Consider the following 15,076-nt stretch of genomic DNA (forward strand, 5'->3'; position numbering starts at 1 on the left):
TCAGGCTCCGGTCAGGACGGGGGCCACGGGGCCGGCAGCGGGTGGCTTGGCCGCGAGCATCCGTTCGAGCGCCACCCTGGCGTGGTCGGCCACGTCGTCGGCGACCGTGATGCGGTTGAGCACCTCGGCCGGCACGCCGTCGCCGCCCACGAGGGCTTCGAGCACCCAGGCGAGGTAGCCGGAGTGGATGCGGTACATGGTGGAGCAGGGGCAGACCACCGGGTCGAGGCAGAAGATGGTGTGCTGCGGGTATTCGGCCGCGAGGCGCTGCACCAGATTGATCTCGGTGCCGATCGCAAAGGTGGAGCCGGCCGGGGCGGCGGCGATCGCCTTGGCGATGTAGTCGGTGGAGCCGTACTCATCGGCCGCGTCGACGACGGCCATCGGGCATTCGGGGTGCACGATCACGCGCACGCCGGGGTGCTCGGCGCGGGCGTTCTCGATCTGGTCCACCGTGAAACGGCGGTGCACGCTGCAGAAGCCGTGCCAGAGGATGACCCTGGAGTCTTCCAGCTCGGTCTCGGTGTTGCCGCCGAGGGGCTTGCGCGGGTTCCACATCGGCATCTGCTCGAGCGGAACGCCCATGGCCTTGGCCGTGTTGCGGCCCAGGTGCTGGTCTGGGAAGAACAGCACCCGCTGGCCGCGTTCGAAGGCCCACTCGAGCACGGTCTCGGCGTTCGAGGAGGTGCAGACGATGCCGCCGTGCTCGCCGCAGAAGCCCTTGAGGGCGGCGGAGGAGTTCATGTAAGTGACCGGGATCACGGGAACGCGGCCGGACGCATCCGGTTCGGTGCCGTACAGCTCCTCGAGCTGCTCCCAGCACTCGGTGACCGAGTCGATGTCGGCCATGTCGGCCATCGAGCAGCCGGCGGCGAGATTGGGCAGGATGACGGCCTGCTCGGGGCGGGAGAGCAGGTCGGCGGTCTCGGCCATGAAGTGCACGCCGCAGAAGACGATGGCCTCGGCGTCGGGCCGGCTCTGGGTGGCCACGGCGAGCTGGAAGGAGTCGCCCACGAAGTCGGCGTGCTGCAGCACCTCTTCGCGCTGGTAGAAGTGGCCGAGCACCACGACGCGGTCGCCGAGGGTGGCTTTCGCCGCGCGGATCCAGTCGCCCAGCTCGCCGTTCGACGCGGTGCGGTAGCGCGCGGGCAGTTCGCCCTGGCGGGGGGAGCCGGTGGGGATGACATCGCCCATCGACGAGCCGGGGCCGTAGCCGGGGGCCTTGTCGTCGAAGTACCAGGGGTCGACGGCGAGGTCGGGCGTGCAAGTGCTGCCGTCGGTTTTGCCCGTGCTGATCAGGCGGATGGTGCGGTCGACCGATGCGATGGTCATGTCGTGCTCCTCGGGGGGTGCGGTGTGGATTGGAGGGAGGTCATGGGTCAGCCCACCGATGGGCCCAGCGGGCCCTGCTCGGCGAGGGACTGGGAGTCGTTGTAGCGGTAGAGCCGCGGCGGCCGGTGCGGTACCCCGGCGAGCCGGAGGCCGGTGTCGACGACGGTGCCGGAGGATTCGATGGTGCGGCGGAAGTTGGCCGGGTCGAGGGCGCGGCGCAGCACGGCCTCGTGCACGTCGCGCAGCTGCGCGAGGGTGAAGGTCTCGCCGAGGAACGCGTGCGCGATGCGGGAGTACTCCACCTTGGTGCGCAGTCGCCAGAGCGCGTATTCGACGATGTGGTTGTGGTCGAAGGCGAGCTCTGGGAGCCGGTCAGCCGGGAACCACTGCACGTTCTCGTCGACGGCCGCGAGGTCGGCTTCGCCGGACTGCACGAGCGCCCAGTAGACCACCGAGATGACCCGGTTGCCCGGCGAGCGGCCGAGGTCGCCGAAGGTGTAGAGCTGTTCGAGGTACCGGGGGGTGAGCCGGGTGGTCTCGCGCAGGGTGCGGGCCGCCGCCGCGGGCATCTCTTCGTCGCTGGGCAGCCAGCCGCCCGGAAGCGCCCAGAGGCCCAGGTGCGGTTCCCTGGTGCGGCGTACCAGCGGCAACCAGAGCGTCATGAAGCCGGACTCGAGGTCGGGCCTCAGGGCGAAGATGACCGTCGACACCGCGAGTACTGGCGGGTGTGGCTCGGTCATGGGCGCTTCCATCGAGTAAAGGTCAGTGTGACTCTAACGTGAGATCCATCATATAGTCACTTTGACCGGAAGGTGAAATTCGCTCGACCGAACCGCCTGTGAGTCCGGTGTGCGAATGCGGATCCAGTCAGGACCTGTCGGGCGTCGCAGCGGGACTGACCGGGTTGGAATGCCGGGCGCCATGCCCGGTCAGACCCCAGATCGTGACCCGGCCCATGGCCTCGAGCACGATCCCGCCGCTCATCTTGGAGCTGCCCAGGGTGCGTTCCACGAAGGTGATCGGGATTTCCACCACGCGCAGGCGCGCACGCACGGCGTGCAGCAGCATGTCGATCTGGAAGCAGTAGCCCAGGCTGTCGACGCTGCCCAGCTGCATCCGCTCGAGTGCGTCGGCGGTGTAGACCCGGTATCCGCCGGTGACGTCGTGCTGCGGAAGCTTGAGCAGCAGCCGAGAGTAGAGGGAGCCGCCACGGGAGAGCATCCGGCGGTGCCACGGCCAGTTCTCGACTCGGCCGCCCGGAATCCAGCGCGACCCCATCACGACGTCGGCCGTGTTCGCGGCGGCCAGGAGGGCGGGCAGCTGCTCCGGCAGATGGGAGCCGTCGGCGTCGAGCTGCACCAGGACGTCGAAACCGCGCGCGCGTCCCCAAGCGAACGCATCGAGGTAGGCGGCGCCCAGGCCGTTCTTCTTGGTGCGGTGCAGAACGTGCACCTTGTCGTCTGCGGCGGCGAGACGGTCGGCCAGTTCACCCGTTCCGTCGGGGGAGGCGTCGTCCACGATGAGGACTTCGGCATCGGGCACGCTGGCGCGCACGCGGGCCACGATCGGGCCGACATTCTCGCGTTCGTTGTACGTGGGGATGATGACCACAGTGGATGGCATGGATCTACCTTGTCAGTTCGATGATGATCGTGCGATTGACGGTGCGGGCGGAAGCGACGGTGAAGCCCAGTTGTTGCAGTGTGCTCACGTCGGTGCCCGCGACGGTTTCGCGGCTTCCGACATTCTGCAGCACCCAGACCCGGTTCGTGCCGGCCAGCCGGGAGGTGGCGTCGGCAAGGGGCACTGTCGTGTCCCAAAGCCAGTCGACGTTTTGGTACGGCTGGTCGAGGGCGATGTCGTTGAGTCCGACGAACCCGGCCGGGTAGAGGTGCATGGCCAGGCGCGGACGCGCGGACGGCTTGGTGCTCCCGTCGAAGACGACGGCATCGCGCGGGCGGGCCTCGGCGTGCAGGATCTCGGACACCTGCCGCCAGTCGCTGCCGCCGTCCTTGGCGAAGTCGGTGCGTTGGCCGAGGTAGCCCGGCGCGGCGAGGCCCAGCACGAGCAGCAGGGCGACGGCCTGGGCCCACCGCGGTGCGAGGGCGCCGATGCCCATCGCCACGAGGATGGCTGCCGCCGGGGTGCAGATCGACAGGTAGCGCAGGGAGTACATCGGCGTGATCAGGTGGCTGCCGATCAGGAGCGCGGCGCTGGGCACGATCGCCCAGGCCAGGAACACCACCAGTGCGGCCCGCGGCGCCGGCCCGGAGGAGCGGAAGCGCGGCACGAAGGCAGCCAGGCAGCCGATCCCGATCAGCGCCCACGCCGCCACGGCGAGGGTCGGGGTGCCGAACCACTGCCGCACGGCGGCGTCGAGCACCTCCACCTGGGCGCGGCGGGCCAGGAAGGAGATCTGGCCGCGCTCGCGCACGGCCCAGTAGATCACCGGCGCGGCCAGCAGCAGCGCGACCGCCCCCGACCCGGCCCAGGCCGGCAGGTCGGACCGGCGTCGCCGGGACAGCAAGACCACCACCAGGGCGTGCACGGGCAGGAGCAGAGCTGAGTAGAGGAAGAGGTAGATTCCCGCGGCGAGCAGGAGGGCGTATGCCGCCCAGAGCGCCAGGCGCCAGGGCGGCGCGACCGTGGGGGAGCGCACGATGTGCACGAGCAGCACCGTCGTCCAGACCGCGAGCATGGTCGCCAGTGCCGTCGAGCGGGTCTCGGCGCCCATGTAGGTCACCCGGGGGAGCACCGCGAAGACGAGGGCGGCAATGACGGCGACGCGGGTGTTTACCAGCATCCGTGCCAGAACGGCGGTGCCGGCCGTCGCGGCGCCGATCGCGAGGGCGCTGGGCAGCCGGGTGGCGAACTCCGACGCTCCGAAGGTGTCGATCCAGGCGTGCAGGAACAGGTAGTAGGTGCCGTGCACGGCATCGATGTTGCCCAGCAGTCGGAAGAGCGAGGGCAGGGACCGCTCGGCGGAGAGCACGCTCGCCGCCTCGTCACCCCAGTAGGACGGCCGCCAGGATCCGGCGACGGACACCGCGAAACCGGCCAGGCCGAGGAGCGCGGCAGTGCCGGTGAACCCGCGTGCCCGCCAGGTCGCCGGCCGGGCGGCCTCGACGAGCGGGGAAGCGAGAAGTGTCGTCACATCCAGACCGTAGAACCCTGGGGTTAACGTTGTCCGTCCAGGGCACGTCGCTGCGCTGCGAAGGTTCTCAGACTTGGTCGCGGGTGAGCCAGGTGACGGGTGTCGCGGTCAGCGGACGTGCCGCGGCAGTTGGATGTCGACGGCCAGGCCGTCGCCGGTATTGCGCAGCACGATCGTGCCGTTGGCGCGCTCGATGATGGCGTGCACGATCGCGAGGCCGAGCCCCGACCCGCCCGAACTGCTCGACCTGGAGTGGTCGGGCCGCGAGAACCTGTCGAAGGCGAGCGGGATGAAATCCTCGGGCAGCCCAGGTCCGGTGTCCACGACGGTGAGCAGAGCGCCGCCGTCGGAGAGGCCGAGCGTGACGGTGACACTGCCGTGACCGGCCATGGCGTGCACGGCGTTGGAGATGAGGTTGTCGAGGAGCTGGCCCATGTTGGTGGTCGAGATGCCGTAGAGGCCGGTGGGGTCGTCGTCGTCGATGCGATAGATGACCTCGAGCTCATGCCCGCCCCGCATGACCCTGGCCCGGTCGACCGAGGAGGTGATCTCCCCGACGAGGCCGGCCCAGTCGGTCTCCGGCGGTACCTGCTCGCTCTCCAGCTTGCTCAGCTCGAGCAGGTTGGTGGCCAGCCGGCTGAGCCGCTCGGCGGTGGCGGCGGCGTCGAGGATGTCACGCTCGAGGGCCGGGGCGTCGCCGGAATTGAGGTGGGCCAGTTCGAGTTGCGCGCGCAGCACCGCGAGCGGGGTGCGCAACTCGTGGCTGGCATCGGACACGATCTGCTTCTCGCGGTCGACACCGCGCCGCAGCCGCTCGATGAAGTCGTTGAGCGTGCGGGCGAGGCGGCTCACCTCGTCTTGACCGGCGGGCACGCGCAGCTGGGCCGAGGACCCGGTGGCGCTCAGGCTCTCGGCCTCTTCCCGCAGCCGGGTGACCGGGCGCAGGGCGGCTCCTGTGAGCAGCCACGAGGCCAGTCCGAACCCGGCGGTGAGGATGAGTGTGCCCAGCGTCAGTACGCCGGTGAGTTCGTCGAGGAGCAGCCCGGGGGCCTGCTGGCTGCGGGCGGCGATGACGATCCAGTCGCCGGAGTCGGTGCCGACGGGGGTGGCGGAGACCAGGTAGGTGGCGGCCGGGGTGTTCACGGTCTGCGGGTCGGCGCCCAGCTTGGTGAGGCCGCTGATCTGGCGGTCCAGGCTCTTCGGCAGCGACGACTTGCGCACGGTGCCGGTCGGGTCGACGATCGCGAGCAGCTGACCCTCCGAGGCGGCCTCGATGGCGTCCGCCGGGGTGGTGGCGAGCTGGCTGATCAGGGGTTCGGCGTCATTGCGCAGCATCGTCTCGTTCGTCTCGGTGAGGATCGACTGCACCTCAAGGCGGAAGAAGAACGCGGCGGTGCTGAACAGCAGCGTGGCGACGAGGAGGCTGCCGACCGTGATCCGGGCGCGGATCGACAGCGGAGGCAGCCACACGCGGCGGAGGCGGTTCACCGGGCCGGCCGCCTCATTCGACGAGCTCGACGGCGTACCCGGCACCGCGCACGGTCACGATGCGCACGCCGGCGGCATCCGTGTCGATCTTGCGGCGCAGGTAGCTGATGTACTGGTCGACGATGTTGGGATCGATGTGATTCGTGCCGTTCCAGATCTCTTCGAGGATGGTGGTGCGGTCAACGGTGGTGCCGGCCCGGCTGCACAACAGGCGCAACAGGGCGACCTCCTTGGGGCTCATCGACACGGCGCGTCCGGCGACGGTGACCCGCAGGTCGCGGGAGTCCAGCATGAGGTTGCCGATCTCCAGAGTGAGCGGGGCGCCCATGGAATGCCGGCGCAGCAGGGCGCGCACCCGGGCGGAGAGTTCCGCGAACGCGAACGGCTTGGTGAGGTAGTCGTCGGCGCCGCTGTCGAGCCCGTAGACCCTGTCGTCGACGGTGTCGCGGGCGGTGAGCAGCAGCACGGGCATGGTGCTGCCCGAGTCGCGGATGCGGCGGCAGATCTCGAAGCCCGACATCTGCGGCAACATCACGTCGATGGCGGCGAGGCCGAAGCCGTCTCCGGTGAGGGCGATCAGCGCATCCACGCCGTTGGCCACCCTGGCGGTCTCGTAGCCCTCGGCCTGCAGCCCGCGTTCGATGAGTGCGCCCATCTGGTCATCGTCTTCCACGACCAAGATTTTCATCCGGCCACCCTTCGCTCGCATCAGGATCTCATGCTGGCACGTTGGCGGCCGCTCCGCGCGCGACCTGCCGATGCCGTAGCTGGGAAGCCGCCGCTAGGCTGACGGCATGGTGGATTCGAGCGCGCGGGTCGAACTCGGCGTGGCCGTGGCGCAATTCGCGCCGGGCACGGACCGGGCGGCGAACCTGGCCGGGATGCGGCTGCTGGCTCAGACCGCCGTCGGGCGTGGGGCCGGCATCGTGGTTTTCCCGGAGTATTCGGCGTTCTTCGAGCGCCGGCTGGGGGAGGCATCCGTCGCTGCCGCCGAGGCGTTGGACGGCCCGTTCGTGACCGCGTTGGGCCGGCTGGCCGTCGACCTCGGAGTGCACATCGTGGCGGGGCTGCTGGAGAGCACCCCGGATCCGGAGCGGGTGCAGAACACCATTGTGGCCGTGGCCCCGACCGGGCAGGTCGTGGCGCGCTATCGCAAGTTGCATCTTTACGACGCATTCGGCTCACGGGAATCCGACCGGGTGCGCGCCGGGGTGATCGAGGAACCGGAGACATTCGAGGTGGCCGGCATCACCGTGGGACTGCAGACCTGTTACGACATCCGTTTCCCTGAGGTGACCCGGCGTCTCGTCGACGCCGGCGCCGATCTGGTTCTCGTACCGGCGGAGTGGGTGCCGGGGCCGCTCAAGGAACAGCACTGGCGCACACTGGTGACGGCGCGCGCGCTCGAGAACACGATCTATGTCGCCGCCGCCGATCACGCACCGCCGGGGGGAGTGGGGGCGAGCATGGTGGTCGACCCGATGGGCGTCGAACTCGCCACGCTGGGGGAGACCACGGATGTCGCCATCGCGTGGATCTCGAGCAGCCGGCTGGCCGAGGTGCGCAGGGTCAACCCCGCGCTGGCGCTCCGCCGCTTCGGCGTGATCCCCCTCCCGTAACCCGCGGTGGGGCGCCCGCGCCCTGATGTCGTCTCACGAGGTGTCGGTAGGCTCAACCAGCGTGTGGGGCCCGCTGGTCCCGTTGGTCGAGCTTGTCGAGACCTCGTGACGTGTTTGTGGGTCATGTCCCCGTCGTCGTCTCGCCTGGTTTCGACAAGCTCAACCAGCGGCTGGGGTGTGCTCATTCGTCGTCTCGCCTGGTTTCGACAAGCTCAACCAGCGGCTGGGGTGTGCCCATCCGTCGTCTCACGAGGTGTCGGCAGGCTCAACCAGCGTGCGGGGCGATCAGCGATCGGCGCGGGACGTCACTCGGGGGCGGCCACGGAGGACTTGGGCAGAGCCGACGCCGACTTGACCGCGAAGGCCACCTCGGTTCCGCCGGAGTGGCCCGAGTCCACGCAGCGTTCCTCGCTGGTGGCGATGAGTCCCTGAGAGCTGTTCGCCGACCTCGTCAATTGCGCGATCCAGTCCGGGTTGAGGCTGGGCGTGTGACCGCCGGTGAATTTGAAGTACAGCGGGATCGCCGGGTTCATCCAGGCCGAACTGCGGCCGCTGCCCACTTCCATGGCATTGCGCCACGAGAACAGGAAGCTCTCGCCGCGGCGCAGCTTTTGCACGATCACGACCTGCAAATGCGTCAGTATTCTGTCGTCAAATTCCACAACGACCCGGTCGTACGACAGGGTGCCCATGAGTTTTCGCTTTCACTTCCAATTGTTCACGCGTGGTACCGGGAACGGATGAAAGGGGTGATTGGTCACTCGCACAAGAACCGGAGTATTTCTCAACTCTCCTCTGTTGAAACGCAAAGGGCAAGGCCTTTCGGAAATGCCCTGCCGGGGATCACAAGCCGGGAGGAGAGAGGGTGATCCCGCGCATGAGCAGTTCGATCTGTGCCCGCAGCGTGCCGGGCAGGCTGGCCGCCGCTTCGCGACCGAGGCCGGTGCGGATGATCTCCATGTGCAACGCGGAGAAGATGCTCCGCGCAGCGAGGGACACGTCCACGTCAACCCGCAACCGCGCGCCGGGACCGGGGCCGGCGAGTTGACCGAGCACGTCGGCAATCGCCGATTCCAGGCGGACGATGAGGCTGACGGCCTGGGCGCGGAAGGCGCCATCCGGATCGCCGAACAGGATCTCGCGCTGATACACGGCCAGGTTCTCGCGCTGGCGGAGGGAAGAGTCGACCAGTGGGCTAAGCAGGCGCATGATCTGGTCGGTGGGATCGGTGCCCGCGGTGACCGTTGTGATGCCCGCGTCGATGCCGGCGCTGAGTTCCGTGTTGTAGACCATGGTGAGCAGCTCGGGCTTTGACGTGGCGTATCTGAAGAGAGTGCCGATGGCGACGTCGGCCCTGTCGGCGATGTCCTGGGTGGTCACCGCCGAATATCCGTATTCGGCGAACAGATCCGCGGCGGCAGCCAGGATGCGGCCGCGCTTGTCTTGTTTGCCGCGCTCGCGTCGGCCGACCGGCAGGGGGCTGGGCGGCTGCGAGTTGGGGCTGGAGCTGGCCTTCGGTGCGGATGTCATCCGCATCATTATCCCGCGTGATCGGCCATGACCGCGGATTTCGACAAGCCCGTGCCTGCTGAGAAGCCGCCCGGGTTTCCGAAATAACGGAGTACGCTCAAACTTGAGTGAACTACTAGTTCACTCTGGATTCGTTCTAAGGACGGGAATCATGGGTCGGGTAGAGAACAAGGTTGTTCTGATCAGTGGTGGCGCGCGGGGGATGGGTGCCGCGCACGCCCGGTTGTTGCTGCACGAGGGCGCGAGGGTGGTGCTCGGTGACCTCCTCGATGAGGAGGGTGAGGCGCTCGCCGCCGAGTTGGGTGAGTCTGCCAGCTACACGCACCTCGACGTCACCAAGTCTGAGGACTGGGCGACGGCGGTCGCCCACGCTGTGGACAAATTCGGCGGTCTGGATGTTCTCGTGAACAACGCAGGAATCGCCAACGGGGCGCCGATCACGGAGTTCCCGGTGAACGTGTGGAACAAGACCCTGGAGATCAACCTCACCGGTACCTTCCTGGGTATCCAGGCCGCCGTTCCCGAGCTGGCCAAGAGCGCCAGGGGCCCGTCGATCATCAACGTGTCCTCGGTGGAGGGCCTGCGCGGCAGCGCCGGGTTGCACGCCTACGTGGCATCCAAATTCGGGGTGCGAGGGCTCACCAAGTCGGTGGCGTTGGATGTGGCGGCCATGGGAATCCGGGTGAACTCGATCCACCCGGGCTTCATCGTCACTCCGATGACCCAGAACCTGTATCACCACATGTTGCAGATCCCACTCGGCCGCAGCGCCCAGCCGTCCGAGGTCTCGCAGCTGGTGCTGTACCTGGCCAGCGACGATTCCAGCTACTCCACCGGATCAGAATTCGTGGTCGACGGCGGGCTGACCGCCGGCATCCCGGTCAACAAGACTCAATAGGGAGTGGCCGTCACCGGTGTGCGGGCAGCACCGCGAGCAGGGTGCTGACCGGGCGTTCCACGTGCGCGAAGTGTCCGGTATCGGCGAGCACGCTCACCCCGAGGTCGGCGATGACAGCGGCCATCCGCTTGTCGTCGCCGGCGGTGACGAAGACATCGCGGTCGCCGTGCACCGCGAGCACCGAACACCGGATGCGCGCCCAGGACAGGTCGGCATCGTAGAGCGCGGCGCGATCGGCGGCGAGGGCGAACGAGCGCGGCCTGGCCTCGGTGGCCAGAGCGGCCACGACGCTGGCGTCGATCTCGTCGACGTGGCTGAACAACGGCGTGACCAGGGGGCGCAGCAGGCCCACCGCGTGCATGGCCCTGACCAGGCCGCGGCCGCCGGCACCGAAGGCCGACAGCACCCGCATCACGCCGAGCAGCGCCGTGAACCCCGGCAGCAGGGCGAACCGCGTGAGCGGATGCCGGGTGCTCTCGATCACGCTGTAGGTCGTGGCCGACACCAGGCCCACGTGGGTGGTGTGCGCCGGGAGGCTTGCGGCCAGTTCGAGCGCCACGAACCCGCCCAGCGAATGCCCGATGACCTGCCAGCGTTCGTAGCCCAGCGCGCGAGCGATGTCGGCGACCGCGGCGGCCAGGGCCTCGATGCTCTCGGTGGCGTCATCCGTCGGCAACGGGGTGTCGCCCCAGCCGGGCAGGTCGGGGATCACCAGGTCTGTCAGCGGGCTGGCGGCGAACCGGTCCGCCGACTGGATCAGCGGGGTCCAGGTCGTCCACGATCCCGCCGCTCCGTGCAGCAGGATCGTCGCGACGGGTGAGCCCCGGCGCCCGTGCCGCACCGTGACCGGGCCGAGTGCGGTGGGGATGCGGCTCGTCCGGAGCCCCAGCCGGCGTTCGTCGAGGCTCAGGGGATACGGGCTGTAGCTCAGGTCGGTGTCGGGCGAGACCCGGCCGTCGGTGTTGGTGCGCATATCAGGGGTTCGAGGCCGCCCGCCGCCCGGATTGCCGGTGCGGCGAGTCTGAGTACCGACTGTTTGTTGGGCGCCGCACGGAATAGCCCGACGGCGCGCACTGTTTGCCGAACAGGACGCGTGTCCGGCAGCGGCGGTCCAGTCGCGCACACTCGCGTCCGCACCGAACAGATAGAAGGAGCAATACGTGAGTCTTTTCACCCCGCTGAACCTCGGAGCACTCGAGCTGCCCAACCGACTGGTGATGGCGCCCCTGACCCGGATGCGTTCCGGCGTCGACGGCATCCCGGGGGCACTGAACATCGAACACTACCGCCAGCGGGCGACTCTCGGTCTCATCGTGTCTGAGGGCGTCTACCCGGACAAGGCCGGCCAGGGCTTCCCGGGTCAGCCCGGCTTGGTCACCCCCGAGCAGATCGCGGGCTGGGCCAAGGTGGCCGACGCCGTGCACGCCGCCGGCGGCCGCATTGTGGCGCAGGTCATGCACGCCGGCCGGGTCACCCACGAGGAGACCAACGGCGGCCTCACCGTCGTCGGCCCCAGCGCCATCGCCATCCAGGGCGAAAGCCACACCTACAAGGGCAAGCTGCCCTACCCGGTGCCGCACGCGCTCACGTCCGACGAACTGCCCGGTATCATCGCCGGCTTCGTGCAGGCATCCCGCAACGCCATCTCGGCCGGCCTCGACGGCGTCGAGATCCACTCCGCCAACGGCTACCTGTTGCACGAGTTCCTGTCGCCGGCGTCCAACGTGCGCGACGACGTCTACGGCGGTTCGCCCGAGAATCGGGCCCGATTCGTTATCGAGGTCGCCACGGCGGTCGCCGACGCCATCGGTGCCGACCGGGTGGGCATCCGCATCTCGCCCGAGCACAACATCCAGGATGCGCTCGAGACCGACGCCGCCGACGTGCTGGCCACCTATGGCGCGCTCGTCGACGGCCTGGCGCCGCTCGGCCTGGCCTACCTGAGCGTGCTGCACAATGACCCGGCCGGCGAGCTGGTGCAGACCCTGCGCACCCGCTTCGGCGGGCCGTTGCTGGTGAACTCCGGCTTCGGCACCGTCACCACCCGCGACGAAGCAGCGGCGCTGATGGCCGAGGGCCACGGCGATGGCGTGGTCGTGGGCCGCGCCGTGATCGCCAACCCCGACCTGGTGCGCCGCTGGCTCGAGAACCTGCCGCTGAACGAGCCCAACCCGCTCACGTTCTACGGCCCGGATGCCGTGGGATACACCGACTACCCGGCGTACGCCAACTAAGTCCAGCCGACTCGCGCCACACTGCCCCCTGACCGACGGTCAGGGGGCAGTTGTGCGCAACTCGACGCTTGGATTTACAGCCGGGCGAGGCGGGTGGCGGCTTCTTCGAGCACGTCGACGCGCTTGCAGAACGCGAAGCGCACAAGCGAGGCGTATTCCGCCGTGTGCTCCGGCGAGCAGAACGCGCTGATCGGGATGCCGACCACCCCGGCCAGCTCCGGCAGCATGCGGCAGAACTCGACCCCGTTCTCGTAACCGAGGGCGGCGGCATCCGCCACGATGAAATAGGAGCCGCGGGGAACCGTGAGGGTGAACCCGGCCGCAGTGAGGCCGCCGGCCAGCAGGTCGCGTTTGGCGGCGAGGTCGGCGGCGATGCCCGCGTAGTAGGAATCGGGCAGATCCAGGCCGAGCGCCGTGGCGGGCTGGAATGGCGCGCCGTTGACGTAGGTGAGGAACTGCTTGACCGCGAGGATCGCCGTGACGATGGCCGCGGGCGCGCTGAGCCAGCCGATCTTCCAGCCTGTGGTGCTGAACGTCTTGCCGCCGGAAGAAATGGTCACGGTGCGTTCGCGGGCGCCAGGCAGCGTTGCCACCGGCAGGTGGGTGACGCCGAAGGTGAGGTGCTCGTAGACCTCGTCGGTGACGATGAGGGCGTCGTGCTTGTGCGCCAGCGCCACGATGAGTTCGAGAGTCTCGCGGCTGAAGACGGTGCCGGTGGGGTTGTGCGGGTTGTTGATCAGGATCAGCCGGGTGCGGTCGGTGACCACGCTCGCCAGCTCGTCGAGGTCGGGCTGGAACTCGGGCGCGCGCAGTCGCACCGTGCGGTGCACGCCGCCCGCGAGCGCGATGAGTCCGCCGTAAGCGTCGTAGAACGGCTCGAACGTCACGACCTCATCGCCCGGCTCGAGCAGGGCAAGCAGTGTCGCTGACAGCGCCTCCGTGGCGCCGGCGGTCACGAGAATCTCGGTTTCGGGGTTGAGAGTGATGTCGTAGAAGCGCTGCTGGTGGCGCGCGATGGCCTCGAGTAGCACGGGCATGCCGCGCCCAGGCGGGTATTGGTTGACGCCATCGCTGATGGCCTGGCGGGCGGCCTCGAGCACAACCGCCGGACCGTCTTCGTCGGGGAAACCCTGGCCCAGGTTGATGGAACCGGTGCGCATGGCGAGGGCGGACATCTCAGCGAAAATACTGGCGGAGATACTGCCGTCGGCGCCGAGGAGCCCGGCGCCGCGGGCGGTGCGCTGCCAAGCGCCGGTGATCGTCATGTGGTGACCTGCATACCCCTAAATTTACGACATCCGGCACCCTGTGGATAACTTGCGCGGGGGCAGGGCGAGACGCCCTACCGTGTGGGCATGGGGATCGACGACAGTAGGCGACGACGAGCGGGGCGGATGGCGGCGGTCGCCTGCGCCTGCCTCCTGCTTGTGCCCCTGGCGGGGTGCGCCGCGGACCCGAAGCCCGCAGCGCCCTCAAGCACACCCACGGCCACTCCGGTCTTCGCCTCCGACGAGGAGGCGCTCGCCGCGGCGACCGAGGCCTATGAAAACTACTTATCTGCCTATGACGCGTACTGGACTGGCAACGCCACCTCGAAGCGCGACTTTCTGGCTCTTTCCACTGGCGACGCGCATGAGGGAGAGGTCGAGTCAATGGCGGAGTGGGAGGAGAAGGGATGGACAGCAGTGGGATCGACCACCTTCGATTCGATGAGACTCCAATCCGTCTCCCAATCGGATTCTGGACAGTGGGTAATCCGCGCTTATCTTTGCGCAGACTCAAGTCGAGGCGACGTTGTGGATGCCAGTGGAGCGTCCGTGGCGAAGTCAGATAGAAGGCTGAGGCTCCCGTTAGAAGTCGCGTTTGTTACATCTTCCGCAGAATCCAGTGACCTCAAGATCTCGGAGTCGAACGTATGGACCGGAACAGACTTCTGTTAGCGACCCTCTCGCTAGGGATGTGCTTTGTTCTTTCCGCTACGGCGCCAGCCATGGCCGTGCCCAACGTGCGGCAGGTGAGTGCCTGCACGCTGAACCAGCAGAGGGACGGTACGTGTCCAGAGCCAGAGACTGACGCGGTCGTCGGGGACGGCGGGGTTGACGTCAGCGCGGGGTGGGAGGAGACGAATCCGGGCGGCGGAGGCGGCGACGGTGATGACGGGACCGGGGCCGGAGGCGGCGACGATGGGCTGCCGGACGGCGTTAGCGTGGTGCCCGGGGGAGTCGCGGTGGATATGGGCGATGCCGCCGCGCCGGCGACGGGGCCGCGGCGCCAGGACCAGGTCGACCCTGCGGAACCGGCCTGCGTGCCGCAGACACCGTGTGATCCGGCGTTGGTGGTGCGGGTGAGCGACCTCGTGAGCATCGAGGCCGATGCGCCAACGCAGGGCATGGAGCCGGATGGGTGGCTCGTGGTGGGCATCCCGACGAACTTCTTCGCCACCGCGTCGGTGCACCTGCGCTCCGGGCCACTTCTCGGTGCCCCTGCGGAGGTGCGCTTCACGCCGGCGGGGTTCACCTGGGACTACGGCGACGGCGCATCCGGTACCTCGAGCGACGGCGGCTCGAGCTGGGCAGACCAAGGTCTTCTTGAGTTCTCAGAAACCTCGACCACCCATGTTTACGAGAAAACGGGCACGATCACGATCGGACTGACGGTGTCATATTCGGCGGAGTATCGCTTCGCGGGCGGCGAATGGCGCGCTGTCGAGGGCCTGCTGGCGGTGCCGGCCAGCCCAATCACGGCGATCGCCGACCGTGCGGGCACGGTCCTGGTGGCTGAGGCCTGCTCGGCCAACCCTGACGGACCCGGCTGCTGAGTG

Annotated in this window: 15 protein-coding genes; 5 read left to right on the plus strand and 10 right to left on the minus strand. The window is 68.5% G+C overall.

Going from position 1 to position 15,076, the window contains the following annotated elements:
- From nadA to BJQ94_RS05085, 6 genes are all read right to left on the minus strand, one after another.
- Complete coding sequence (nadA, locus tag BJQ94_RS05060; RefSeq protein ID WP_265399550.1) at positions 1 to 1,332, minus strand: quinolinate synthase NadA; 1,332 nt, start codon at positions 1,330 to 1,332, stop codon at positions 1 to 3.
- A 47-nt stretch (positions 1,333 to 1,379) separates the two neighbouring features.
- Complete coding sequence (locus BJQ94_RS05065; RefSeq protein ID WP_265399551.1) at positions 1,380 to 2,072, minus strand: NUDIX domain-containing protein; 693 nt, start codon at positions 2,070 to 2,072, stop codon at positions 1,380 to 1,382.
- Positions 2,073 to 2,199: 127 nt separating this feature from the next.
- Positions 2,200 to 2,955, minus strand: coding sequence for a polyprenol monophosphomannose synthase (locus tag BJQ94_RS05070; protein WP_265399552.1), 756 nt, complete (start codon positions 2,953 to 2,955; stop codon positions 2,200 to 2,202).
- 4 nt (positions 2,956 to 2,959) lie between these two features.
- On the minus strand, positions 2,960 to 4,486 hold the full coding sequence (locus BJQ94_RS05075) for a glycosyltransferase family 39 protein (protein ID WP_265399553.1): 1,527 nt from the start codon (positions 4,484 to 4,486) through the stop codon (positions 2,960 to 2,962).
- A gap of 108 nt (positions 4,487 to 4,594) precedes the next feature.
- Positions 4,595 to 5,974, minus strand: a complete 1,380-nt coding sequence (locus tag BJQ94_RS05080; protein ID WP_265399554.1) for a HAMP domain-containing sensor histidine kinase — start codon at positions 5,972 to 5,974, stop codon at positions 4,595 to 4,597.
- A gap of 13 nt (positions 5,975 to 5,987) precedes the next feature.
- Positions 5,988 to 6,662, minus strand: a complete 675-nt coding sequence (locus BJQ94_RS05085; RefSeq protein WP_265399555.1) for a response regulator transcription factor — start codon at positions 6,660 to 6,662, stop codon at positions 5,988 to 5,990.
- A 106-nt stretch (positions 6,663 to 6,768) separates the two neighbouring features.
- Between BJQ94_RS05085 and BJQ94_RS05090 the strand changes: the two genes are divergently transcribed.
- The gene (locus BJQ94_RS05090; RefSeq protein ID WP_265399556.1) at positions 6,769 to 7,593 is read left to right on the plus strand and encodes a carbon-nitrogen hydrolase family protein; all 825 of its coding nucleotides are present in this window, start codon (positions 6,769 to 6,771) and stop codon (positions 7,591 to 7,593) included.
- Positions 7,594 to 7,898: 305 nt separating this feature from the next.
- Here the strand turns inward: BJQ94_RS05090 and BJQ94_RS05095 are convergent, their stop codons facing one another.
- Together BJQ94_RS05095 and BJQ94_RS05100 are read right to left on the minus strand one after the other, a co-directional pair.
- Positions 7,899 to 8,285 (minus strand): ATP-dependent DNA ligase, encoded by a 387-nt coding sequence (locus BJQ94_RS05095; RefSeq protein ID WP_265399557.1) that lies wholly within the window; start codon positions 8,283 to 8,285, stop codon positions 7,899 to 7,901.
- Between the two features lie 151 nt (positions 8,286 to 8,436).
- Positions 8,437 to 9,123: a TetR/AcrR family transcriptional regulator gene (locus BJQ94_RS05100; RefSeq protein ID WP_265399558.1), complete on the minus strand. Its 687-nt coding sequence runs from the start codon at positions 9,121 to 9,123 to the stop codon at positions 8,437 to 8,439.
- 151 nt (positions 9,124 to 9,274) lie between these two features.
- On the opposite strand from BJQ94_RS05100, the gene BJQ94_RS05105 reads away from it, so the two are divergent.
- Entirely contained in the window at positions 9,275 to 10,021 is a 747-nt protein-coding gene (locus tag BJQ94_RS05105) for a glucose 1-dehydrogenase (protein ID WP_265399559.1), read from the plus strand.
- Between the two features lie 10 nt (positions 10,022 to 10,031).
- Here BJQ94_RS05105 and BJQ94_RS05110 read toward each other — a convergent pair whose 3' ends face one another.
- Entirely contained in the window at positions 10,032 to 10,994 is a 963-nt protein-coding gene (locus tag BJQ94_RS05110) for an alpha/beta hydrolase (protein WP_265399560.1), read from the minus strand.
- A 187-nt stretch (positions 10,995 to 11,181) separates the two neighbouring features.
- Here BJQ94_RS05110 and BJQ94_RS05115 point away from each other — a divergent pair, with 187 nt between their 5' ends.
- Positions 11,182 to 12,255 carry an alkene reductase gene (locus BJQ94_RS05115; protein ID WP_265399561.1) on the plus strand — a complete coding sequence of 358 codons (1,074 nt, stop codon included), beginning with the start codon at positions 11,182 to 11,184 and terminating at the stop codon, positions 12,253 to 12,255.
- Between the two features lie 74 nt (positions 12,256 to 12,329).
- Here the strand turns inward: BJQ94_RS05115 and BJQ94_RS05120 are convergent, their stop codons facing one another.
- Positions 12,330 to 13,520: an aminotransferase class I/II-fold pyridoxal phosphate-dependent enzyme gene (locus BJQ94_RS05120; RefSeq protein ID WP_265399562.1), complete on the minus strand. Its 1,191-nt coding sequence runs from the start codon at positions 13,518 to 13,520 to the stop codon at positions 12,330 to 12,332.
- A 90-nt stretch (positions 13,521 to 13,610) separates the two neighbouring features.
- On the opposite strand from BJQ94_RS05120, the gene BJQ94_RS05125 reads away from it, so the two are divergent.
- Together BJQ94_RS05125 and BJQ94_RS05130 are read left to right on the plus strand one after the other, a co-directional pair.
- The gene (locus BJQ94_RS05125; RefSeq protein WP_265399563.1) at positions 13,611 to 14,195 is read left to right on the plus strand and encodes a hypothetical protein; all 585 of its coding nucleotides are present in this window, start codon (positions 13,611 to 13,613) and stop codon (positions 14,193 to 14,195) included.
- A 287-nt stretch (positions 14,196 to 14,482) separates the two neighbouring features.
- The gene (locus BJQ94_RS05130; protein ID WP_265399564.1) at positions 14,483 to 15,073 is read left to right on the plus strand and encodes a hypothetical protein; all 591 of its coding nucleotides are present in this window, start codon (positions 14,483 to 14,485) and stop codon (positions 15,071 to 15,073) included.
- Positions 15,074 to 15,076: the final 3 nt, after the last annotated feature.

Origin of the sequence: Cryobacterium sp. SO2 (assembly GCF_026151165.2) — a bacterium.
Classification (GTDB): Bacteria; Actinomycetota; Actinomycetes; order Actinomycetales; family Microbacteriaceae; genus Cryobacterium.